The 21,568-nt window shown below is 63.6% G+C and carries 21 protein-coding genes; 15 read left to right on the top strand and 6 right to left on the bottom strand.

Features of this window, described 5'->3' with window-relative positions; all coding sequences use genetic code 11:
• The 3 genes from P9228_RS04790 to P9228_RS04800 all read left to right on the top strand — a co-directional run bounded on the left by P9228_RS04790 (nucleotide 1) and on the right by P9228_RS04800 (nucleotide 1,692).
• Nucleotides 1-702 carry a tRNA (guanosine(46)-N(7))-methyltransferase TrmB gene (locus P9228_RS04790; protein ID WP_278052537.1) on the top strand — a complete coding sequence of 234 codons (702 nt, stop codon included), beginning with the start codon at nucleotides 1-3 and terminating at the stop codon, nucleotides 700-702.
• Between the two features lie 177 nt (nucleotides 703-879).
• On the top strand, nucleotides 880-1,179 hold the full coding sequence (locus P9228_RS04795; RefSeq protein ID WP_067324525.1) for a DUF1778 domain-containing protein: 300 nt from the start codon (nucleotides 880-882) through the stop codon (nucleotides 1,177-1,179).
• 3 nt (nucleotides 1,180-1,182) lie between these two features.
• On the top strand, nucleotides 1,183-1,692 hold the full coding sequence (locus P9228_RS04800; RefSeq protein WP_095824230.1) for a GNAT family N-acetyltransferase: 510 nt from the start codon (nucleotides 1,183-1,185) through the stop codon (nucleotides 1,690-1,692).
• Nucleotides 1,693-1,793: 101 nt separating this feature from the next.
• On the opposite strand, the gene P9228_RS04805 is transcribed toward P9228_RS04800, so the two are convergent.
• Nucleotides 1,794-2,009, bottom strand: coding sequence for a hypothetical protein (locus P9228_RS04805; protein WP_278052900.1), 216 nt, complete (start codon nucleotides 2,007-2,009; stop codon nucleotides 1,794-1,796).
• 229 nt (nucleotides 2,010-2,238) lie between these two features.
• On the opposite strand from P9228_RS04805, the gene rimP reads away from it, so the two are divergent.
• From rimP to P9228_RS04855, 10 genes are all read left to right on the top strand, one after another.
• Nucleotides 2,239-2,874, top strand: coding sequence for a ribosome maturation factor RimP (gene rimP / locus P9228_RS04810; RefSeq protein WP_278052538.1), 636 nt, complete (start codon nucleotides 2,239-2,241; stop codon nucleotides 2,872-2,874).
• 45 nt (nucleotides 2,875-2,919) lie between these two features.
• Nucleotides 2,920-4,512: a transcription termination factor NusA gene (gene nusA, locus P9228_RS04815; RefSeq protein WP_066996346.1), complete on the top strand. Its 1,593-nt coding sequence runs from the start codon at nucleotides 2,920-2,922 to the stop codon at nucleotides 4,510-4,512.
• 32 nt (nucleotides 4,513-4,544) lie between these two features.
• Nucleotides 4,545-5,195: an RNA-binding protein gene (locus tag P9228_RS04820; RefSeq protein WP_278052886.1), complete on the top strand. Its 651-nt coding sequence runs from the start codon at nucleotides 4,545-4,547 to the stop codon at nucleotides 5,193-5,195.
• Complete coding sequence (gene infB, locus P9228_RS04825; protein WP_095824227.1) at nucleotides 5,192-7,759, top strand: translation initiation factor IF-2; 2,568 nt, start codon at nucleotides 5,192-5,194, stop codon at nucleotides 7,757-7,759. The genes P9228_RS04820 and infB overlap by 4 nt, the downstream gene beginning before the upstream one ends.
• 127 nt (nucleotides 7,760-7,886) lie before the next feature.
• Nucleotides 7,887-8,306 (top strand): 30S ribosome-binding factor RbfA, encoded by a 420-nt coding sequence (gene rbfA / locus P9228_RS04830; protein WP_067324535.1) that lies wholly within the window; start codon nucleotides 7,887-7,889, stop codon nucleotides 8,304-8,306.
• Nucleotides 8,307-9,269 carry a tRNA pseudouridine(55) synthase TruB gene (gene truB, locus P9228_RS04835; protein WP_278052539.1) on the top strand — a complete coding sequence of 321 codons (963 nt, stop codon included), beginning with the start codon at nucleotides 8,307-8,309 and terminating at the stop codon, nucleotides 9,267-9,269.
• A gap of 167 nt (nucleotides 9,270-9,436) precedes the next feature.
• The gene (gene corA, locus P9228_RS04840) at nucleotides 9,437-10,531 is read left to right on the top strand and encodes a magnesium/cobalt transporter CorA (RefSeq protein ID WP_347404261.1); all 1,095 of its coding nucleotides are present in this window, start codon (nucleotides 9,437-9,439) and stop codon (nucleotides 10,529-10,531) included.
• 147 nt (nucleotides 10,532-10,678) lie between these two features.
• Nucleotides 10,679-10,990 carry a 30S ribosomal protein S15 gene (gene rpsO, locus P9228_RS04845; RefSeq protein ID WP_275955123.1) on the top strand — a complete coding sequence of 104 codons (312 nt, stop codon included), beginning with the start codon at nucleotides 10,679-10,681 and terminating at the stop codon, nucleotides 10,988-10,990.
• A 384-nt stretch (nucleotides 10,991-11,374) separates the two neighbouring features.
• On the top strand, nucleotides 11,375-13,525 hold the full coding sequence (pnp, locus tag P9228_RS04850) for a polyribonucleotide nucleotidyltransferase (protein WP_066996362.1): 2,151 nt from the start codon (nucleotides 11,375-11,377) through the stop codon (nucleotides 13,523-13,525).
• A gap of 81 nt (nucleotides 13,526-13,606) precedes the next feature.
• Nucleotides 13,607-14,617, top strand: coding sequence for a class I SAM-dependent methyltransferase (locus tag P9228_RS04855; protein WP_278052541.1), 1,011 nt, complete (start codon nucleotides 13,607-13,609; stop codon nucleotides 14,615-14,617).
• A gap of 70 nt (nucleotides 14,618-14,687) precedes the next feature.
• Here P9228_RS04855 and P9228_RS04860 read toward each other — a convergent pair whose 3' ends face one another.
• From P9228_RS04860 to fabA, 4 genes are all read right to left on the bottom strand, one after another.
• Nucleotides 14,688-16,241 (bottom strand): bifunctional diguanylate cyclase/phosphodiesterase, encoded by a 1,554-nt coding sequence (locus tag P9228_RS04860; protein ID WP_278052542.1) that lies wholly within the window; start codon nucleotides 16,239-16,241, stop codon nucleotides 14,688-14,690.
• 102 nt (nucleotides 16,242-16,343) lie between these two features.
• Nucleotides 16,344-17,156 (bottom strand): enoyl-ACP reductase FabI, encoded by an 813-nt coding sequence (gene fabI / locus P9228_RS04865; protein WP_067324541.1) that lies wholly within the window; start codon nucleotides 17,154-17,156, stop codon nucleotides 16,344-16,346.
• A 12-nt stretch (nucleotides 17,157-17,168) separates the two neighbouring features.
• Nucleotides 17,169-18,389 (bottom strand): beta-ketoacyl-ACP synthase I, encoded by a 1,221-nt coding sequence (gene fabB, locus P9228_RS04870; RefSeq protein WP_067324542.1) that lies wholly within the window; start codon nucleotides 18,387-18,389, stop codon nucleotides 17,169-17,171.
• 125 nt (nucleotides 18,390-18,514) lie between these two features.
• Entirely contained in the window at nucleotides 18,515-19,030 is a 516-nt protein-coding gene (fabA, locus tag P9228_RS04875; RefSeq protein WP_027165888.1) for a 3-hydroxyacyl-[acyl-carrier-protein] dehydratase FabA, read from the bottom strand.
• A gap of 242 nt (nucleotides 19,031-19,272) precedes the next feature.
• On the opposite strand from fabA, the gene irrA reads away from it, so the two are divergent.
• Nucleotides 19,273-19,704 carry an iron response transcriptional regulator IrrA gene (irrA, locus tag P9228_RS04880; protein WP_067324543.1) on the top strand — a complete coding sequence of 144 codons (432 nt, stop codon included), beginning with the start codon at nucleotides 19,273-19,275 and terminating at the stop codon, nucleotides 19,702-19,704.
• Between the two features lie 124 nt (nucleotides 19,705-19,828).
• On the opposite strand, the gene P9228_RS04885 is transcribed toward irrA, so the two are convergent.
• Nucleotides 19,829-20,386, bottom strand: a complete 558-nt coding sequence (locus P9228_RS04885; protein ID WP_067324770.1) for an SH3 domain-containing protein — start codon at nucleotides 20,384-20,386, stop codon at nucleotides 19,829-19,831.
• Between the two features lie 168 nt (nucleotides 20,387-20,554).
• Here P9228_RS04885 and P9228_RS04890 point away from each other — a divergent pair, with 168 nt between their 5' ends.
• Nucleotides 20,555-21,556, top strand: coding sequence for a D-glycerate dehydrogenase (locus P9228_RS04890; protein WP_066996380.1), 1,002 nt, complete (start codon nucleotides 20,555-20,557; stop codon nucleotides 21,554-21,556).
• The last annotated feature ends 12 nt before the right edge of the window (nucleotides 21,557-21,568 follow it).

Here is a 21,568-nt window from a genome sequence, read left to right on the forward strand (position 1 = left end):
ATGGAGCCAACCGACAGGCCAAGCCGCGCGACCGAAGGATTTTTCGGCCGCCGGCACGGCAAGACCATTCGTCCGCAGCAGGTCGAGGCGCTTGAACGTGGCTTGCGCGCCTATCGCCTCGACCTGACGGCGGAGGCACCCGCGGACCTTGGAACGCTGTTCAAGGCGGACGTTTCAGCCTGTCGGCTCGAGATCGGCTTCGGCGGCGGCGAACATCTTCTGCATCGCGCGACGGAGGCTCCGGCGACCGGTTTCATCGGCGTCGAGCCCTTCGTCAACGGCATGGCCAAGATGATGACGGCGCTCGACAAGCGCCCGCTCGCCAATCTGAGAGTCTATGACGACGACGCCACGCGTCTGCTCGACTGGCTGCCGCCAGCCTCGCTCGACGGCATCGACCTGCTTTATCCCGATCCCTGGCCGAAGAAGAAGCACTGGAAGCGGCGCTTTGTCAGCCCCGCCAATCTCGACCGGTTGGCCCGGGTGCTGAAGCCGGGCGGGAGATTCCGCTTCGCCTCCGATATCGACAGCTATGTGAACTGGACGCTGCTCGCCTGCAGCGCCAATGGCAGTTTCGCCTGGCAGGCAAACGAGGCTGCCGACTGGCACACGCCCTATGAGGGCTGGCCCGGCACCCGCTACGAGGCAAAGGCCCTTCGCGCGGGAAGGCCGCCCGCCTATCTGACCTTTAATCGGAAGTAGGCCGGACGCTATCGAGCACTAACTTCCCAGGGACCGGTAACCAGCCGCTCAGCAGCGGGGGGACCGCTTGCCAAAGCGGTCTTCCGGTCGCAGAGAACTCGGCTTGCGGCCGGCTTGGACGATTGATGTATTGCGGTTCGCGCTACATGCGCCATATTAACGGCAGGGAGATTAACTATGGCCGCCACGGTGGAACGTAAGGAATACCCGATCTCGATGCGCCTGCCGGAGGCGGACGTGGCGATCATTGATCGTGCCGCCGCTCTCCGCGGCCGGTCCCGCACGGATTTCGTGCGCGATGCTGCCGTGCGCGCGGCCGAAGATGTGTTGATGGACAGCCGCCTTATCCGCATGAGCCCGGAAGGCTTCGCGGAGTTTATCGAGGTTCTGTCAGCCCCGGTCGCTCCGGTTCCCGACATGGTGGAATTGGCAAAGCGGCCCGCGCCCTGGGAAGCCGGTTACGCAGCAAAGCGCTAGGCCGTGGCCTTATCGGCTCCCGAACCGCTTGGCGCAGCTCACGACGTTTCTGGTTTTTCCTGCGGGAAACCTACACTTGATCACTGGCTGAAAACGCGCGCGCTCTCCAATCAGGAGAAAGGCTTCACGGCCGTTCTCGTTGTCCACGAGGCCGGCCGAGTGGTCGGATATTATGCCTTGGCGCCGACGGCTGTGGTGCCGTCGATCTTGCCCCGGTCGATTCGCACAGGGCAACCGCCCGATCCGGTGCCCTGTCTTCTCCTTGGCCAGCTTGCGACCGATACAGAATGGGCTGGGCGCGGTGTCGGCACTGGCTTGCTGAAGCACGCGCTCCAGCGCTGCGTTCAGGCTGCAGATCTGATTGGAGGACGTGCGCTCATGGTCAATGCAATCGACGGGGAGGCGGCGCAATTCTGGCAAAGACGGGGATTTCTGCCGACGAAGGACGATCCGCTTGTCTTGTTCCGTTCGATTGCTGCAATCGCTGCGTCGCTCGTAGAAGCCCAGAAGTAGGGGCGAGGGCTGCCTCTCGAAGAAGCCGCGACCGCCAACGAATTCTGCGCCTCGAGGCTTAAGCTCGAACTCAGCTATTGTCCGTTTCTTCCGTGGGCGGCCTAAAAGCGGCCGAGCTTGTCGAAAGCGGCCGGGTCGATGCCGAGTTTCTTCAGGTCGCTGCGGCGCGGCTTGCGGTTCGCCTCGACGGCCCGCGATGCGGCAGCCGCGCTGCCGAACGTGCCAAGAAAATCGCCAATCACAAAAAACAATCCACGGTCCATGACAAATACCTTCGCGCGCCAGTGCGCGCGACCTTTCTTTCTGCACAGCAACATAAATGGGTGCCGGCAGGCGAAGGTTACAGAGGCGCCGGCGCATGGCTGCCATGCTCGGCACGCAACGTTGCTACCGTCGCGGCTTCCGATGCATCGTCAGGCTTGAAACGCCGGGCGGGATCGTTTATATCAGCCTCAAATTCTTGGTCGGTATGACGAAGAGTGGGTCCACCCGGTCCCGCTCTTTTTTGTTACCGGCCGGCCGGAGCGACAAGGCGACAGGAAACTTATGACCGCAGCGGCAAGCGAGGCCGACGACCGTATCATCCGCGAAAGCGGTATCGATGCGCGCATTGCGCTGATCATACAGCCGGTGCTGAAGGCCATCGGCTTCCGCCTCGTGCGGGTTCAACTGACCGGCCAGAACGGGCTGACGCTGCAAATCATGGCCGAGCGCGACGACGGCACCATGACCGTCGAGGATTGCGAAGAGGTCAGCCGCGCGGTTTCGCCCGCGCTCGATGTCGAAAATCCGATCGAAAAGGCGTATCATCTCGAAGTCTCGTCGCCGGGCATCGACCGGCCGCTGGTGCGCAAATCGGATTTCACCACCTGGACCGGCCATCTGGTCAAGATGGAGACGTCGGTCCTCATCGGCGACCGCAAGCGCTTCAAAGGCAAGATCGCCGAGGCGGACTGCGACGGCATTTTGCTGGAGCGCGACAAGGCGGCCTATGGCGAAGAGCCGACGGTACGCGTGCCCTATGACGCGATTGCCGAGGCGCGCCTGGTGCTGACCGACGATCTTATCCGCGAGGCCCTGTCGAAGGACAACAGGGCCCGCAAGGAAGCAAAAAAACGCCGGGGCGAAGCGGAAGAAGATGCGATCGCCGGCGAAGAAAACGAAACCGAACAGGAAAGTTGATTGAGCTTCAGGGCCGAAGCCCGGAGCGAAGTCGGGAGAAAGACAATGGTTGTAAGCGCCAACAGGCTCGAACTGCTGCAGATCGCCGATGCGGTCGCGCGTGAAAAGTCGATCGATAAGCAGATCGTCATCGCCGCGATGGCCGATGCGATCCAGAAGGCGGCGCGTTCGCGTTATGGGCAGGAAACCAATATCCGTGCCGACATCAATCCCAATACAGGCGAGATGAAGCTGCAGCGGCTGATGGAAGTGGTCGAGAAGGTCGAGGATTACGCGACGCAGATCGCCCTTTCCACGGCGCGCGAGCGCAATCCCGACGCCCAGCTCGGCGACTTCATCGCCGAACAGCTGCCGCCGATGGATTTCGGCCGCATCGCCGCGCAGTCGGCCAAGCAGGTCATCGTCCAGAAGGTGCGCGAGGCCGAGCGCGATCGTCAGTATGACGAGTACAAGGACCGCATCGGCGAGATCGTCAACGGCACCGTCAAACGCGTCGAATATGGCAACGTCATCGTCGACCTCGGCCGCGGCGAGGCGATCATCCGCCGCGACGAGCTGATCCCGCGCGAGAACTACAAATATGGCGACCGCGTCCGCGCCTATGTCTACGACGTGCGCCGCGAGCAGCGCGGCCCGCAGATCTTCCTGTCGCGCACGCATCCGCAGTTCATGGCCAAGCTCTTCACCATGGAAGTGCCGGAAATCTACGACGGCATCATCGAGATCAAGTCGGTCGCCCGCGATCCGGGCTCGCGCGCCAAGATCGCCGTCATCTCGCGGGATTCCTCCATCGATCCGGTCGGCGCCTGCGTCGGCATGCGCGGCAGCCGCGTCCAGGCGGTGGTCGGCGAATTGCAGGGCGAGAAGATCGATATCATTCCGTGGTCGCCTTCGGCCGCTTCCTTCATCGTCAATGCGCTGCAGCCGGCGGAAGTCGCCAAGGTGGTGCTCGACGAGGATGCGGAGCGCATCGAGGTGGTCGTGCCGGACGACCAGCTGTCGCTGGCCATCGGCCGCCGCGGCCAGAATGTTCGTCTTGCCTCGCAGCTCACCGGCTGGGACATCGACATCCTGACCGAGCAGGAAGAGAGCGAGCGCCGCCAGAAGGAATTCGTCGAGCGTTCGGCCCTCTTCATGGAAGCCCTTGATGTCGACGAGATGGTCGGCCAGGTGCTTGCCTCGGAAGGCTTTACCAGCGTCGAGGAAGTCGCCTATGTCGATTCTGGCGAAATCTCCTCGATCGACGGCTTCGACGAGGACACCGCTTCGGAAATCCAGTCGCGCGCCCGCGAATATCTGGAGAAGATCGAGGCCGAGCACGACGAGAAGCGCAAGGCGCTCGGCGTCGAGGACGAGCTGCGCGAAATCCCGGGCATCACCACGGCCATGATGGTGACCCTCGGCGAGGACGGCGTGAAGACGATCGAGGACTTCGCCGGCTATGCCGCCGACGACCTGATCGGCTGGAAGGAGCGCAAGGACGGCGAGACCAAGGTCTATCCCGGTGTGCTCGCCGATCACGGCGTCTCGCGCGCCGATGCCGAGCAGATGGTGCTGACCGCTCGCAAAAAGGCCGGCTGGATTTCCGAGGAAGAACTGGCCGCTGAAGAAGCGGCCGGTGAAACCGTCGGTGCGTGAGGTGACCACCAATCGCAAAACCCGTGGACGACATGAACGATCGCACTTGCATCGTCACGCGCAGGCAGGCCGAAGCGGATGAACTGATCCGCTTCGTCGTCGGCCCGGATTCGGCCGTCGTTCCGGACATCAAGCGAAATCTGCCCGGCCGCGGTTGCTGGGTCACCGCCGATCGCCTACATATCGACAAGGCAGCGGCGAAGAACCTGTTTGCCCGCGCCTTCAAGGCGCAGGTCACCGTTCCAGCCGAACTCGGCGACATGGTCGACGTGCTGCTTTCCAGATCCGCCCTGGGCATGTTGGGTCTTGCTCGCAAGGCCGGGGCGGTCGTACTGGGCGCCGCCAAGGTAGAGGCTGCCGTGCGCGACGGGCAGGCGCTCTTCGTGCTGCACGCGAGGGAAGCCTCGGACGATGGCGTGCGCAAGATCAGTCAGGCGCGGCGGGCAACCGTTCATCTCGGCGGCCCCGCTACACCGGCCTACAAACTTTTCCCCGAAGCCGAGTTGAGCTTGGCATTGGGGGGTACAAATGTGATACATGCTGCCGTCCTCGCGCAGGATGCGGGTAAGGCGGTTGAGAAGCGCATGGTTGCGCTCGACCGTTATCGGGGCGGAACCCCGGACGATTTGGCAATGCTTGCGGCCGTTGCTGACGATGATGATGCCGCAGAGGATATGGAATGAGCGATACGAAATCGGGCGACGACAAGACGTTGAGCGTTACGCCGAAGAAGACCTTGACGCTGAAGCGCCCTGGCCTCGAGCAGGGCACCGTGCGCCAGAATTTCTCGCACGGACGCACCAAGTCGGTCGTGGTCGAGACCAAGAAGCGCAAGTTCTCGCTGCCCGGCGACAAGCCGGAGCCGGTGGCGCCGTCCGTCTTCACCCCGAAGCCCGCAGCCGCGGCACCCGCGCCTGCCGTGCAGGAAGCGCCGAAGGCGCCGCCGCAGCCGGAACGCTCCGGCATGGTGCTGAACGAATTGTCGCGCGGCGAGATGGAAGCGCGCCGCAGGGCGCTCGAAGGCTCCAAGGCGCGTGAGATCGAGGATCGTCAGCGCGCCCAGGAAGAGGCCAAGCGCCGCGCCGAGGAGGAAGAGCGCCGCAAGCGCGAGCGTGAGGAGTCCGCCCGCCGTCAGGCCGAAGAAGAGGCACGTCTGCAAACCGAGGCCGAGTCCCGCCGCCGCGCCGAGGAAGAAGCGCGCCGCCGCGCCCCGCAAGCCGCCGAACTGGCCACGGCCGACGAGGAAGAGGAGGTCAAGCCGCGGCGCCCTGGTGGTGCCGGCGCCGGAGCGCCTGTGCGCCGTCTGGTCACGCCGGAAGTCGCGCGGCCGGCCAAGCCGACCAAGGGCGAGGAAGACCGTCGCCGCGGCAAGCTGACGCTGAACACCGCGCTGTCGGATGAAGATGCGCGCGGCCGCTCGCTGTCGTCGATGCGCCGCCGCCAGGAAAAATTCAAGCGCGCGATGCACAACGAGCCGCGCGAGAAAGTCATGCGCGAAGTGATCCTGCCCGAAACCATCACCATCCAGGAACTGGCGCAGCGCATGTCCGAGCGCGCCGTGGACGTGGTCAAGTTCTTCATGAAGCAGGGCCAGATCTTGAAGCCGGGCGACGTCATCGACGCCGATACGGCCGAGCTGGTCGCTTCCGAGTTCGGCCATACGGTCCGCCGCGTCGCCGAGTCCGACATCGAGGAAGGCCTGTTCAACATCGCCGACCGCCCGGAAGACCTGGTGTCGCGTCCGCCCGTGGTGACCATCATGGGCCATGTCGACCACGGCAAGACCTCGCTGCTCGACGCCATCCGCAACGCCAATGTCGTCTCAGGCGAGGCCGGCGGCATCACCCAGCATATCGGCGCCTACCAGATCGAGAAGAACGGTCAGAAGATCACCTTCATCGACACGCCCGGCCACGCCGCCTTCACGGCGATGCGCGCTCGCGGCGCCCAGGTGACCGACATCGCCGTGCTGGTGGTGGCGGCCGACGACAGCGTCATGCCCCAGACGATCGAATCGATCAATCACGCCAAGGCGGCCGGCGTGCCGATCATCGTGGCGATCAACAAGATCGACAAGCGCGACGCCGACCCGCAGAAGGTGCGCACTGAACTGCTGCGCCACGAAGTGTTCGTGGAATCGATGGGCGGTGAGGTGCTGGACGTCGAGGTTTCGGCGACCAAGGGCACCAATCTCGACAAGCTGCTGGAAGCGATTCTGCTGCAAGCCGAAGTCCTCGACCTCAAGGCCAATCCCGACCGCACCGCCGAAGGCGCGGTCATCGAGGCGCAGCTGGACAAGGGCCGCGGTCCGGTCGCCACCGTGCTGGTGCAGACCGGCACGCTGATGCCCGGCGACATCATCGTCGCCGGCAACGAATGGGGCCGTGTCCGCGCGCTGGTCAACGATCGCGGCGAGCATGTGCCGGAAGCGCCGCCGGCAATGCCGGTCGAGGTGCTCGGCCTCCAGGGCACGCCGCAGGCAGGCGACCGCTTCGCGGTCGTCAACAACGAGGCGCGTGCGCGTGAGATCACCGAGTATCGCCAGCGCCTGGCGCGCGAGAAGGCGGTGGCCAAGCATGCCGGCCAGCGCGGCTCGCTCGAGCAGATGATGTCGCAGTTGCAAGCGAGCGGGCTGAAGGAGTTTCCGCTGGTCATCAAGGGTGACGTGCAGGGCTCGATCGAGGCGATCAACGCTGCGCTCGAAAAGCTCGGCAACGACGAGGTCAGGGTACGGATCGTCCATTCGGGTGCCGGCGGCATCACAGAAACCGACGTCTCGCTTGCCGAGACCTCGGGCGCTGCGATCATCGGCTTCAACGTCCGCGCCAATGCGCAGGCGCGCACGGCTGCTGCCGCTGCCGGCATCGAGATCCGCTACTATTCGATCATCTACAACCTCGTCGATGACGTTAAGGCAGCTCTTTCCGGCATGCTCTCGCCCGAGCGGCGCGAGACCTTCATCGGCAATGCCGAGATCCTCGAGATCTTCGACATCTCGAAGGTCGGCAAGATCGCCGGCTGCCGCGTCACCGAAGGCAAGGTCGAGCGTGGCGCGGGCGTGCGCCTGATCCGCGACAACGTCGTCGTCCACGAAGGCACGCTGAAGACGCTGAAGCGCTTCAAGGACGAGGTTTCGGAAGTGCCGGGCGGTCAGGAATGCGGCATGGCCTTCCAGAACTACGAGGACATGCGCGTCGGCGACGTCATCGAGTGCTTCCGCGTCGAAATGGTGAGCCGGACGCTCTAATTTCGGATATACTTGCCGGAATTCACCGGGCGGCGGCCGCAAGGCTGCCGCCCGAGATCCTTGTTTCGTAGTTGAGACATGTGGCGCGGTCCCATCCCGCGCTTCACGATTTCAGGACTGAAGAAAAATGTCCCGTTCGACAACATCAGGCCCCTCCCAGCGCATGCTGCGCGTCGGTGAGCAGGTGCGTCACGCCCTATCCGAGACCCTGCAGCGCGGCGAAATCATCGACCCGGTGATCGAGAACAGTGTCGTCTCGGTCTCGGAAGTACGCATGTCGCCCGACCTCAAGATCGCCACCGCTTTCGTTTCTCCGCTTGGTGTCGGCGACGCCGATGCCGTGGTCGGGGCGCTCAACAGGCATGCGAAATTCATTCGCGGCCGCGTCTCGGGCGCGCTCAGGCAGATGAAGTACATGCCCGAGTTTCGCTTCCGGCTCGATACGTCTTTCGACAATTTCGCCAGGATCAACGAATTGCTGAAATCGCCCGAGGTCGCGCGCGATCTCGACCACCAGAATAAAAACAACGACAAGGACGAGGAATAGGTGGCGCGCCGCGGCAAGAAGAAGGGCCGGCCGGTCTCCGGCTGGGTGGTGCTGGACAAGCCGGTCGGCATGGGCTCGACCGAAGCCGTCTCCAAGATCAAATGGCTGTTCCAAGCGGAGAAGGCCGGCCATGCCGGCACGCTCGACCCGTTGGCTTCCGGCATGCTGCCGATCGCGCTCGGCGAGGCGACCAAGACCGTGCCTTACGTGCAGGATGGCGCCAAGGTCTACCGCTTCACCGTCGCCTGGGGCGAGGAGCGGTCGACCGACGACCTCGAAGGGCCGGTGACGAACAGCTCGGACCGCCGCCCGGCCGAGGCCGAGGTGCGGGCGCTGCTGCCGAAATACACCGGCGTCGTCATGCAGACGCCGCCGCAATTCTCTGCCGTCAAGATTGCCGGCGAGCGCGCCTACGATCTTGCCCGCGACGGCGAGACGGTCGACATTCCCGCCCGCGAGATCGAAATCGGCCGTTTGGACATCGTCGAGCATGGTGTCGATAGAACCGTCTTCGAGGTCGAGTGCGGCAAGGGCACCTATGTGCGCTCGCTGGCGCGCGACATGGGTCGCGATCTGGGCTGCTTCGGCCACATCTCCGAGTTGCGCCGCGTCGAGGTCGAGCCGTTCACGGCGGACGATTTCGTCACCGTCGCCGAGCTCGAAGCGGCGCGCTTCGGCGGCAAGACGGATGAGAATGCGGACGAAGAAGCCGAGGTGTCGGTCGATTTCGGCGCCATCGATGCGCTGCTGGTCGAGACCGCCGCAGCACTTGACTGCTTGCCGCAGGTCGCCGTCAGCGACGACGCCGCGACCAAGATCCGCCTCGGCAATCCCGTCATCATTCGAGGGCGCGACGCGCCGGTCGAGGCCGAGGAGGCCTGTGCCACGGCGCGCGGCAAGCTCGTCGCCATCGGCGCCATAGAACAGGGCATGTTCAAGCCCAAGCGGGTCTTTGCCGGTTGACGGCACTCGGCTAGTTTCGGCTCGCAGTTCCAGGAAAACGTGTAACGGTTCCCGTCGGAATTGCATGAAAACCGACGGTTAGAGCAGCGATCTGCTATGACGTCGCGCCCCAGGGGAGCTCATGGCCCAGAGGAATCATGGCCCAGAGGATTATGGCCCAGAGGATTGTGGCAATGGCTGAGACCGTCGGAAGGCGGGCGCCGCTGAAAATCCGCCGGCCGCCGGTCGGCGCTTCGCCCGGCACCTTGATCGCCGATCCGGCGGCGCGGCGCAGCGAGCTTCGGCTGACGTTGATCTCCCCGGAGAAATACAAAACCATCGACAATGCCAGCCTCGACGAGCTCAACACCCATTGCGACCGCTGGCCGGTCGTCTGGCTTGATTGCACGGGGCTCGCGAACATCCCGCTGATCGAAGAGATCGGCCGGATTTTCGACCTTCATCCGCTGGCGCTCGAGGATGTCGTCAACACCGGCCAGCGGCCGAAGGTGGATTTCTTCGAGGACCACGCCTTCGTCGTCATGCGCATGATCGACGATGTCGCCGCGCATCGCTACGAGCAGATCGCGGTGTTCTTCGGCGAGAATTTCGTCGTCACCTTTCAGGAGCGCGAGGGCGACCCGTTCGATCCAGTGCGCAAGCGCATCGCGGCTCCCATGCCCAACCGGCTGCGCTCGCGCGGCGCCGACTATCTCGCCTATGCGCTGATCGACGCCATCGTCGACAGCTATTTCCCGCCGATCGAGACGGTGAGCGAATTGGTCGACGGCATCGAAGACCAGATGCTCAGCACGCCCCACAAGCACCAGATGCGGCAGTTGCACGAATTGCGGCGCGACGCCAATGTGCTGAAGGGCGTGCTGTGGCCGATGCGCGACGCGCTGGCGACGCTGATCCGCAACGACGTGCCCTTCGTGCAGGCCGAGACCAAGATATTCTTCAACGACACGCTCGACCATGCGCTGCGGCTGATCGAACTGGTCGAGACCCAGCGCGACATGCTGACCGGCTTGATCGAAATGCATCTGTCGCTGACCCAGGCACGCACCAACGACGTCATCTCCTATCTGACCATCGTCTCGGTGATCTTCATGCCGCTCACCTTCCTCGTCGGTGTCTGGGGCATGAACTTCGACCCGGATAGCTCGCCCTGGAACATGCCGGAGCTCAAGGCCTACTACGGCTACCCGGCGGCACTTTTGTTCATGCTGGTCGTTGCTGTCGGGCTCGTCGCCTTCTTCAAATGGAAGAAGTGGCTGTAGCAGCAGAACCCTCTGTTTTTGCGGCAGGACATGCGACAAGCCGGCTTGACAATTAGGCTGGTGTTTTGCGGGAAATTGCACTATATGCGCGGCAGCTTCGCGCCCTGACGCGCTGCTTGCACCGGCCCCTGCTGGACGACATCCCGGCTGAGGGCGTCCCGTTTCCTCGAACAGATAAGGAAAAACACGATGTCGATTACTGCCGATCGCAAAAAAGAACTGATGGCCGAATTCGCGACCGCGAAGGGCGATACCGGGTCCCCGGAAGTCCAGGTTGCCATCCTTTCCGAGCGCATCAAGAACCTGACGGAGCACTTCAAGGACCACAAGAAGGATAACCATTCCCGCCGTGGTTTGCTTGCTCTCGTTTCCCAGCGCCGCAGCCTGCTTGATTACCTCAAGCGCAAGGATGACACGCGCTATCAGACGCTGATCGACAAGCTCGGTCTCCGTCGCTGACGAATTGACCGGCGGGCTCTCTGCGGAGAGCCCGCCGGTCGCGCATTGGCGGACCGGTCGCTCCGGTGCCCGATGCTGGAGTGGAGCGCGCCGCGCGCTCTCGAAATTCGCATTCGCGCATGGCGCGTCTCGGAAACAGGGGTTTCCGGCGTCGTGCGCAAAGGACCGGCCGACCGGTCGGCCAGACCCGGTTCCGGAAGCGCAAAGGGCCGTTCGGAACCGCCCATGGACGGTCATGGGGCAGGATTGCAGGATGCTCGCTCGGCAATCGCCACCTGTCGAGCTTCCCGTTGTCTTGCCCGTGGCTGCCCGAAGGAAGCCAGGGAAGGGATGCTCCGCGACCGTTGAGACGGCGCGGCCCTTTCCGCACATGAAGGACAAGATATGTTCAATCAACACAAAGTGGAAATCGAATGGGGCGGCCGTCCGCTCATCCTGGAAACCGGCAAGATCGCTCGCCAGGCTGACGGCGCGGTGCTCGCCACCTACGGCGAGACCGTGGTTCTCGCCACCGTCGTTTCGATGAAGGAGCCGAAGCCCGGCCTCGATTTCTTCCCGCTCACCGTCAATTACCAGGAAAAGACCTATGCCGCCGGCAAAATTCCGGGCGGCTACTTCAAGCGCGAGGGCCGTCCGAGCGAGAAGGAAACGCTGGTTTCCCGCCTGATCGACCGCCCGATCCGCCCGCTGTTTGCTGACGGCTACAAGAACGACACCCAAATCGTCGTCACCGTCGTCCAGCACGATCTCGAGAACGATCCGGACATCCTGTCGATCGTCGCTACCTCGGCCGCGCTCACGCTGTCCGGCGTGCCCTTCATGGGCCCGATCGGCGGCGCCCGCGTCGGCTACATCAACGGCGAGTATGTGCTCAATCCGCATATCGACGAGATGGAGGAATCGAAGCTCGACCTCGTCGTCGCCGGCACCGCCGACGCCGTGCTGATGGTCGAATCCGAGGCCAAGGAGCTCAGCGAGGAGCTCATGCTCGGCGCCGTCGTGTTCGGTCACAAAAGCTTCCAGCCGGTGATCGACGCCATCATCAAGCTGGCCGAGGTCGCCGCCAAGGATCCGCGCGACTTCACCGCGCCGGACCATTCGCAGCTCGAAGGCGAGATGCTCAAGGTTGTCGGCGACGAGCTTCGCGACGCCTACAAGATCATCGAGAAGCAGTCCCGCTACGCGGCCGTCGACGCCGTCAAGGCGAAGGTCAAGGCCGCGTTCACGCCGGCCGAAGGCGAGGATCCGAAATACTCCTCCGAGCAGATCGCAAGCGTCTTCAAGGAGCTCCAGGCCAAGGTCGTACGCTGGAACATCCTGGACACCGGCTCGCGCATCGACGGCCGCGACCTGAAGACCGTGCGCAAGATCGTCGCCGAAGTCGGCGTCCTGCCGCGTACCCATGGTTCGGCGCTGTTCACCCGCGGCGAGACTCAGGCGCTGGTTGTCGCCACGCTGGGCACCGGTGAGGATGAGCAGTTCGTCGATTCGCTGACCGGCATGTACAAGGAGAAGTTCCTCCTCCACTACAACTTCCCGCCCTATTCGGTTGGCGAAACCGGCCGCATGGGCTCGCCGGGCCGCCGCGAGATCGGCCACGGCAAGCTTGCCTGGCGCGCGATCCACCCGATGCTGCCTTCGGCGGACCAGTTCCCGTACACGCTGCGCGTCGTCTCGGAGATCACCGAGTCGAACGGCTCGTCCTCGATGGCGACGGTCTGCGGCACCTCGCTGGCGCTGATGGATGCCGGCGTGCCGATCGCCAAGCCCGTGGCCGGCATCGCCATGGGCCTGATCAAGGAAGGCGAGCGCTTCGCGGTGCTCTCCGACATCCTTGGCGACGAGGATCATCTCGGCGACATGGACTTCAAGGTCGCCGGCACCGCCAACGGCGTCACCTCGCTGCAGATGGACATCAAGATCGATGGCATCACCGAGGAGATCATGGGCATCGCGCTCGGCCAAGCCAAGGAAGGCCGGCTGCACATCCTGGGCGAGATGGCGCATGCCATATCTTCCTCGCGCGCCGAGCTCGGCGAATTTGCGCCGCGCATCGAGGTCATGCACATCCCGACCGACAAGATCCGCGACGTCATCGGCTCCGGCGGCAAGGTGATCCGCGAGATCGTCGAGAAGACCGGCGCCAAGATCAACATCGAGGATGACGGCACGGTCAAGATCGCGTCGGCCAACGCCAAGGAGATCGAGGCGGCGAAGAAGTGGATCCACACCATCGTCGCCGAGCCGGAAGTCGGCGAGATCTACGAAGGTACCGTCGTTAAGACGGCCGACTTCGGCGCCTTCGTCAACTTCTTCGGCCCGCGCGACGGCCTCGTCCACATCTCGCAGCTCGCCAATGAGCGCGTCGCCAAGACCTCCGACGTCGTCAAGGAAGGCGACAAGGTTTGGGTCAAGCTGATGGGCTTCGACGAGCGCGGCAAGGTGCGCCTGTCGATGAAGGTCGTCGACCAGGCGACCGGCAAGGAAATCGTTCAGGAAAAGAAGAAGCCGGAAGGCGAGGAAGACGCCGCCTGATTGGCCTGACCGCATGATTGAAACGGGCGCGCTGCAAGGTCGCGCCCGTTTCTATTTCAAGCGCCCTTCAAGGGTAGGTGAATGGCCGCTGAGCCGCTGAAGACGCTGTTCTATCCGTTCGAGGCCGAAGCGCTGCCTTGGCCGCGAAGCGATGCCCGCATCCTGTTTCTTGGCGCTGAGCCTGGTTTCCGTTTGCCCGGCGGCGTCGCTGCGGCGCTGCATCTCGTGCAAGGTTTTCGGCCGCATTTTCGTGCTCTGCAGGCAGCCGGCTATTCGGTCACGCCGCAGGCGGAAGGCTCGGCCTTCGATGCTGCCCTTGTGCTGGCCGGCCGGCATCGCGGCCAGAACAAGCTGCGCATCGCCGAAGCCATCGAGCGCGTCGCGCCCGGCGGGTTGATCGTCGTCGCCGGCGGCAAGGAAGACGGCATCGATAGCCTGCGCAAGCGCGTGGGCGCGCTGGCGCCGCTCGAAGCCCACCTGCCGAAGCATCACGGCGTCGCCTTCTGGTTCCGCCGGGCCGGCATGGATGCGGCCCGGGCGCTTCGCGCCGCCAATCCCGATCTGGTCGTCGAAGGCCGCTTCCGCACCGCGCCCGGCATGTTCTCCTTCGATCGGGTCGACGCAGGGTCGAAGCTTCTGCTGGACAGCCTGCCGCAGGAACTTGCGGGCAATGTAGCCGATTTCTGTGCCGGCTGGGGCTATCTGGCGGCCGGAGTGATGGAACGCTCGACAGGGCTTTCCGGTCTCGACCTCTACGAAGCGGATTTCGAGGCCCTGGAGGCGGCAAAGGTCAATATCCGCGCAACCGCAGTCGAGCCCCGCTTCTTCTGGACCGATCTGCTGACCGAAACGGTCGAGCGAGGTTACGACGCGATCGTCATGAACCCGCCCTTCCACAGCGGCAGGGCTGCCGACCCGGGCATCGGCGCTGGCATGATCCGTGCGGCGTCGAAGGCACTGAAACCAGGCGGACGCCTGTTCATGGTGGCGAACCGGCAGTTGCCCTACGAACAGGTGCTGGCGGGAGCCTTCTCCAGTCACGCCGAGGTCGCGCGCGATGGCATGTTCAAGGTGTTTTCGGCGCGGCGTTAAAAGCAATTCCAGGTAAAGCGTGAGATGGTTTTCCGTCCCCGTGATTGCTCCAGGAAAAGAACGCAGCGCCCTACTGCAGGCTGACGAGGCGTGCCGGCTCGCGCCTGGCATGAACAGGGCGCAACGCGCCGAGCTCGATCTCGAGCGGCGCGGGGCGGCCGAACAGATAACCCTGCACGACCTCGCAACCGGCGGCTCTCAGCAGCGTCGCCTGGTTCTCGGTCTCGACGCCTTCGGCGATGATGCCGACGCCGAGCGCCCGCGATAGCCCGACGATGGTCGAGACGACAGCGCCCGAGCTGGAATCGGTATCGATGCGGCTGACGAAGGAGCGGTCGATCTTCAGCTTGCCGAACGAGAAGTCGATCAGATAGCTCAGGTTGGAATAGCCGGTGCCGAAATCGTCGACGGCGACCGAGATGCCCATCTCGGCGAGTTGCCGCAGGATGACGGCCGCGCGGTCGCGGTCCTGCATCATCGCCGTTTCGGTGACTTCGAGTTCCAGCCGCGACGGCTTGATGCCGGTCGATGCCATGGTCTGGCGCACGATGCCGACGAAGTCCCTGGTCATGAACTGGACCGGCGAGATGTTGACGGCGACGAAACAATCCTCCGGCAGGTACTGGGCGTCGCTGCAAGCCTTGCGCAGCACCCATTCGCCGATCGGGTTGATCATGCCGGTTTCCTCGGCGATCGGAATGAATTCCATCGGCGGGATCATGCCGCGTTCCGGATGCTTCCACCGGATCAGCGCTTCATAGCCGACGACACGGCCGCCCTGCAGGTCGAATTGCGGCTGGTAGTGGAGGCTGAAGTCGCCGCGGTCGAAGGCGGTTTTCAGCTCCGATTCAATCCATTGCCGGTGGTCCGCAACGCGGCCCATGTCGGCGTGGAAGACCGACCAGTTGCCGATGCCGCTTGCGCGCGCATTCTGCAGCGCCAGGTTCGAACGGCGAAGGATGAGCACTGGATCGACGCCGTCCTTCGGCATCGCCACGATACCGACGGACATGCTGACCGACTGCAGATGCGTCTGGAGCTGGTAGGGCTCCATCATGCGGTTGATGAATGTTTCGAGGAACCGTTCGAGATATCCCCGGATCTCGCGGTCCGGCAAGAGTACGGCGAATTCGCCGGCGCCGAGCCGTCCGATCACCGCACCCTCCGGCATGCTCTCCTTCAGCCTTTTGGTGAAGGCGCGGATCAGCTCGTCGCCGTGACTGTAGCCGATGGCATCGTTGATCTGCTTGAAGCGGTCGATGTCGATATCGATCAAGTAGACCGGTTCGCCGGTCTCCAGCGTTTCCGCTGCCGCCGCCGCGACCTTTCCGACGATCGCCTGGCGCGTCAGCAGGCCGGTCATCTTGTCGAAATGGGTTTCCTTGAAGACGTATTCGGCCGATTCATCGATGCCTGCGAAGAAGGACATCGCGGCGCCGCCGGCGGAAAGGGCACAGAGCGCGGCGATGATAGCCGCCATCGTCCCGGCAGACATGCCGGCCAGGCCGTCGCCGAAGCCGAAGCGCAACCCCCAGAGTCCGAGGATAAAACTGCCCATGGCCGAGCTGGCGATGGTGATCAGCCGGAACAGCGGTGTTCGCTTCGGGTTGCTGACTGCAGACATGCAAGGTCCCTGAACTACAGGGCCGTTTAGCGGATACCTCCTTAAAATGGGTTTCCGCCAATGCCTCCAATTTTACTGGAAGGTGCTTTTTTCGTTAGCGAATTATTCGCGGGGGCCGTCGTTCTGCTTCAGTTCCTCTAGCGTCGGCATGGAGACGATGTGATAGCCGGAATCGACATAGTGGATCTCGCCTGTGACTCCCGAAGATAGATCGGACAGCAGGTAGAGCGCCGAGCCGCCAACCTCGTCGATGGTGACGGTGCGCCGTAGCGGCGAATTGCGCTGCTGATAGGAGAACATGTGGCGTGCGTCGGATACGCCTGAGCCGGCGAGCGTCCGCACCGGTCCTGCCGAGATGCCGTTCACCCGAATGCCGCGCGGGCCGTAATCGTTGGCGAGATAGCGCACGCTCGCCTCCAGTCCGGCCTTGGCGACGCCCATGACATTGTAGTTCGGCATGACCCGCACCGACCCGGCATAGGTCAGCGTGATCATCGAGCCGCCATTGGTCATCAGCGCGGCGGCATTGCGGGCGATCTCTGTAAAGGAATAGCAGGAGATCACCATGGTGCGGACGAAGTTGTCGCGGCTGGTGTCGGCGTAGAGGCCCTTGAGCTCGTTCTTGTCGGAGAAGCCGATGGCGTGAACGACGAAATCCAGGCCGCCCCAGGCTTCGCGAAACGTCTGGAAGGTTGCGGTGACCGAGGCGCTGTCCTCGACGTCGCAAGGCACGACCAGCGAGGCCCCGAGCTTCTCGGCCAGCGGCTTGACCCGCCGCCCGAAGGCGTCACCCTGATAGGTGAAGGCAAGCTCCGCCCCGTGCTCGGACAGTTTCCTGGCGATGCCCCAGGCGATCGAATGATCGTTGGCGACCCCCATGACAAGCCCGCGCTTGCCCTTCATCAACCCTTCCATAAAAGGCAATCCTTATGCGGAATAGCGCTGGAAAATCAGCGTTGCGTTGGTGCCACCGAAACCGAAGGAATTGGACAGGACGGTGTCGATCTTGGCGTTGTCGATGCGCTTGCGCACGATCGGCATGCCCTCGAATTCGGGATCGAGCTCCTCGATATGGGCGCTCTCGCCGATGAAGCCGCCTTGCATCATCAGGATGGAGTAGATCGATTCCTGGACGCCGGCGGCGCCGAGCGAATGGCCGGTCAGCGACTTGGTCGAGGTGATATACGGCATCTGGTCGCCGAACACCTCGCGGATGGCGCCCATTTCCTTGGAATCGCCGACCGGCGTCGATGTGCCGTGCGTATTGATGTAGTCGACCGGCGTCGAGACGGTTGCAAGGGCTTGCCGCATGCAGCGCACGGCGCCTTCGCCGGACGGCGCCACCATGTCGTAGCCGTCGGAGGTCGCGCCGTAGCCGACGATCTCGGCGTAGATCTTGGCGCCGCGTGCCTTGGCGTGCTCCAGCTCCTCCAGCACCAGAACGCCCGCGCCGCCGGCGATGACGAAGCCGTCGCGGTTGATATCATAGGCGCGCGAAGCGGCCGATGCCTTGTCGTTGAATTTCGACGACATGGCGCCCATGGCGTCGAACAGGTCCGACATCGTCCAGTCGAGATCCTCGTGGCCGCCGGCGAACATCATATCCTGCTTGCCCCACTGGATCAGCTCACAGGCATTGCCGATGCAGTGCGCGGAGGTCGAGCAGGCGGACGAGATCGAGTAATTCACGCCGTGGATCTTGAACCAGGTGGCCAAGGTGGCCGAAGCGGTCGACGACATCGCCTTCGGCACCGCGAACGGACCGATCCGCTTCGGGCTGCTGTTCTTGAGCGTCGTTTCGGCGGCTTCCACGATGGTCCTGGTAGACGGTCCGCCGGAGCCCATCACGATGCCGGTCCGCTCATTGGTGATGTCGCTCTCGCCGAGCCCGGCGTCCGCGATCGCCTGATCCATGGCGACATGGTTCCAGGCAGCGCCTTGGCTCAGGAAACGCATTGCGCGGCGGTCGATCATCGCCGACGGGTCGAGCGTCGGCGCGCCCCATACCTGGCAGCGAAAACCGTGCTCGGCGAAGGAATTGGAAAAGCTGATGCCGGACTTGGCATCGTAAAGCGAGGCCTGCACCTCATTGGCGTTGTTGCCGATCGACGACACAATGCCGAGGCCTGTCACTACGACGCGTCTCATTCGCAACTCCTTCCGGCGTAGTTTGACGAAAAACCTAATTGGTTTCCGCCTTCGATCATACGCAAAATAAAACCGCGGCGTCCTTGCGCATCCGCCGGACACGCCAGGGCCCGTGGCGATGGCGATCAGGCGGCGGACTGCTTGGACAGGCCCACCTTCAGATCCGTTGCCGCGTATATGGGTTCGCCATCCGCCTTGAGCCAGCCGTCGGCGATGCCGAGCACGAGGCGGCCACGCATCACGCGCTTGAAGTCGACGCCATATTCGACCTTCTTGACCGATGGCGTCACCATGCCCTTGAACTTCACCTCGCCGGTCGACAGCGCCATGCCTTTGCCGGGTTCGCCGAGCCAGCCGAGATAGAAGCCGGTCAATTGCCACATGGCGTCGAGGCCGAGGCAACCCGGCATGATCGGATTGCCGATGAAATGGCAGGCGAAGAACCAAAGATCCGGCTTGATGTCGAACTCGGCACGGATGAAGCCCTTGTCGAAGGCGCCGCCGGTCTCGCTGATCTCGGTGATCCGGTCGAACATCAGCATCGGCGGGTAGGGCAGCTGGGCGTTTCCCGGTCCGAACAGCTCGCCGCGGGCGCAGGCAAGCAGTTCCTCGTAGTCGTAGCTAGACTTTTGACCCGCCATTAATTCCGTCCCCGTTCTCGTTCCGGGCGGCAGGGCGCCCATGTCGTTGGTTTCCTAACACACTCTGTTTGTGGCCGGAAACCGGCGTTTGCGCTTAACCCGTGCGCCTGCCTGGGTCAATGCGCGGCTATTGATCGCATTTGGGCGACAGAATATATGTCGGGTGGTGTCCAGTTTTTGGCATTGACCTCTTTTTGCCATTCTGGACCGGTCTATGGGGCTTGCAAGCTTAGACGGGATAGATGGATTCGGGCTGCCGGAAGGAAAATGTCGCTGTGGACAAGCGGGTTCGCGAAGCCGGCCTGAGGCCGACGCGCCAGCGCGTTGCGCTGGCCGACCTGCTTTTCGCCAAGGGCGACCGTCACCTTTCGGCCGAAGAATTGCATGAAGAGGCGATCGCCGCCGGTGTGCCGGTTTCGCTGGCCACCGTCTACAATGCCCTTCATCAATTCACCCAGGCCGGCATGCTGCGCATCCTCGCCGTCGAAGGGTCGAAGACTTATTTCGACACCAACACTTCCGATCACCACCACTTCTATGTCGAGGGCGAGAACCGGATCTTCGATATCGCCAGCGGCCCGGTGAGCGTCTCCAACCTGCCGGAGCCTCCGGAAGGCATGGAGATCGCCAACGTCGATATCGTGGTGAGGCTACGCCCCAAGCGCCGCGACTGATCTGCGCGCGATGAGGCCCGTCGATCTGGCGATACGGCTCGAAGACCATGATCGCGAAAAGTCGGAACCGGTTTTGCTACGCTGACCTACGGTTTGGATCAGATCATGGTCCAGACGAAATAGATCAGTTCTTGACCTTTTCTCCCGGGTAGGCGCCCCAGACCTGCGACTGGGCGACCCAGCCGGTATGGCCGTCGAAGGTCATCTCGCACCACTGACCGTCGCACTTCTTGATCGAGCCCATCACGCCTGGCTCAAGGATGGCGACAACGCCGGCGTCCTTGTCGGGATCGTCGAGCAGATTGATTCGGCCGCCCTTGCCGCGCTGCCAGGGGGCGACGATCGCGGTGCGGCGGCCCGAAAGCAGCGACTGGTTGATCCAGCCTTCGGAGCCGTCGGCGTCACGCACGCGGCGCCAGGTGTCGAATTCCTGGATGATTTCCATCGGCAGTCCGGCCTTCATGTACATCCAGTCGACGGAATAGTTGGCGCCCGGACCGACGCGCGAGTTGACGCGTCCGGATTTCAGGCTGACGAAGCGCGGCAGCGGCAGGCCGCTCGGCCCCAGCGTCACGGTCTGCGCCGACGTGGCCGCGCCTTGCGCGGATGTCTGCGGCGCCCAAAGCAGAGTGCCGAGAACGGCTGCGCTGAAAGCCAGGCGGAGCGAGGCGAAACCAGACACGTTCATTCCTTTCGGCGCCGGTCCGTGGGAGGAGCGCCCCTTTTTCTTTGTCTTCGGCGGCACCGCTTGTTACAGGAGTGGGCTGATACCGCGACTGGCTTCAAGTTTCGCTTGTCTTGGTTAAAGAGGTCTCAACGAGATCGGTTTCGAGGAAGCTTCGGGGAAACAATGGCAGGTAAAAAACGGCCCCTCGTCGTCATCACGCGCAAGCTGCCCGATCCGGTGGAGACCCGCATGCGCGAACTGTTCGACGCGCGCCTCAACGTCGAGGACCGGCCGATGACCCAGCCTGAGCTGGTTGCGGCGGTCAAGGAAGCCGACGTGCTGGTCCCGACCATCACCGACCACATCGATGCCGCGCTGATCGCCCAGGCCGGCGAGAACCTCAAGCTGATCGCCAATTTCGGCAACGGCGTCGACAAGATTGACGTCTCGGCGGCGGCCAAGAAAGGCATCACCGTCACCAACACGCCGAACGTGCTCACCGAAGACACCGCCGACATGACCATGGCGCTGATGCTCGCCGTGCCGCGCAGGCTGGCCGAAGGCGCCAACGTGCTCACCGGCGAGAAGAAATGGGCCGGCTGGTCCCCGACCTGGATGCTCGGCCGCCGCATCTGGGGCAAGCGCCTGGGCATTGTCGGCATGGGCCGTATCGGCACGGCGGTCGCCAGGCGCGCCAAGGCGTTCGGCCTGTCCATCCACTACCACAACCGCCACCGCGTGCTGCCGGCGGTCGAGGACGAATTGGAAGCGACCTATTGGGAAAGCCTCGACCAGATGCTCGCCCGGATGGATATCATCTCGGTCAACTGCCCGTCGACGCCGGCGACCTTTCATCTGCTGTCGGCCCGGCGGCTGGCGCTGATGCAGCCGGCGGCCTACATCGTCAACACAGCGCGGGGCGACATCATCGACGAAGAGTCGATGATCAAACTCATCCAGGACGGCAAGATCGCCGGCGCCGGCCTCGACGTCTACGAGCACGAGCCGGCGCTGAACAGCAAGCTGTTGAAGCTCGCCCACAAGGGCAAGGTCGTTCTGTTGCCGCATATGGGCTCGGCGACGCTCGAAGGCCGCATCGACATGGGCGAGAAGGTGATCATCAACATTCGCGCCTTCTTCGACGGCCATCGCCCGCCGGACCGTGTGTTGCCGCTCAGGACCTGAAAAACCACGGGT

Source organism: Mesorhizobium sp. WSM4898, assembly GCF_029625845.1.
GTDB lineage: Bacteria > Pseudomonadota > Alphaproteobacteria > Rhizobiales > Rhizobiaceae > Mesorhizobium.

What these genes read in the sequence shown, in the direction of transcription:
- rimP (WP_278052538.1), top strand. Translation starts at nt 2,239, where the DNA reads ATGACCGCAGCGGCAAGCGAGGCCGACGACCGTATCATCCGCGAAAGC.
- infB (WP_095824227.1), top strand. Translation starts at nt 5,192, where the DNA reads ATGAGCGATACGAAATCGGGCGACGACAAGACGTTGAGCGTTACGCCG.
- P9228_RS04820 (WP_278052886.1), top strand. Translation starts at nt 4,545, where the DNA reads ATGAACGATCGCACTTGCATCGTCACGCGCAGGCAGGCCGAAGCGGAT.
- pnp (WP_066996362.1), top strand. Translation starts at nt 11,375, where the DNA reads ATGTTCAATCAACACAAAGTGGAAATCGAATGGGGCGGCCGTCCGCTC.
- P9228_RS04855 (WP_278052541.1), top strand. Translation starts at nt 13,607, where the DNA reads ATGGCCGCTGAGCCGCTGAAGACGCTGTTCTATCCGTTCGAGGCCGAA.
- nusA (WP_066996346.1), top strand. Translation starts at nt 2,920, where the DNA reads ATGGTTGTAAGCGCCAACAGGCTCGAACTGCTGCAGATCGCCGATGCG.
- fabI (WP_067324541.1), bottom strand. Translation starts at nt 17,156, where the DNA reads ATGGAAGGGTTGATGAAGGGCAAGCGCGGGCTTGTCATGGGGGTCGCC.
- irrA (WP_067324543.1), top strand. Translation starts at nt 19,273, where the DNA reads ATGGATTCGGGCTGCCGGAAGGAAAATGTCGCTGTGGACAAGCGGGTT.
- rbfA (WP_067324535.1), top strand. Translation starts at nt 7,887, where the DNA reads ATGTCCCGTTCGACAACATCAGGCCCCTCCCAGCGCATGCTGCGCGTC.
- P9228_RS04805 (WP_278052900.1), bottom strand. Translation starts at nt 2,009, where the DNA reads ATGTTGCTGTGCAGAAAGAAAGGTCGCGCGCACTGGCGCGCGAAGGTA.
- P9228_RS04860 (WP_278052542.1), bottom strand. Translation starts at nt 16,241, where the DNA reads ATGTCTGCAGTCAGCAACCCGAAGCGAACACCGCTGTTCCGGCTGATC.
- P9228_RS04795 (WP_067324525.1), top strand. Translation starts at nt 880, where the DNA reads ATGGCCGCCACGGTGGAACGTAAGGAATACCCGATCTCGATGCGCCTG.
- P9228_RS04790 (WP_278052537.1), top strand. Translation starts at nt 1, where the DNA reads ATGGAGCCAACCGACAGGCCAAGCCGCGCGACCGAAGGATTTTTCGGC.
- P9228_RS04890 (WP_066996380.1), top strand. Translation starts at nt 20,555, where the DNA reads ATGGCAGGTAAAAAACGGCCCCTCGTCGTCATCACGCGCAAGCTGCCC.
- fabA (WP_027165888.1), bottom strand. Translation starts at nt 19,030, where the DNA reads ATGGCGGGTCAAAAGTCTAGCTACGACTACGAGGAACTGCTTGCCTGC.
- fabB (WP_067324542.1), bottom strand. Translation starts at nt 18,389, where the DNA reads ATGAGACGCGTCGTAGTGACAGGCCTCGGCATTGTGTCGTCGATCGGC.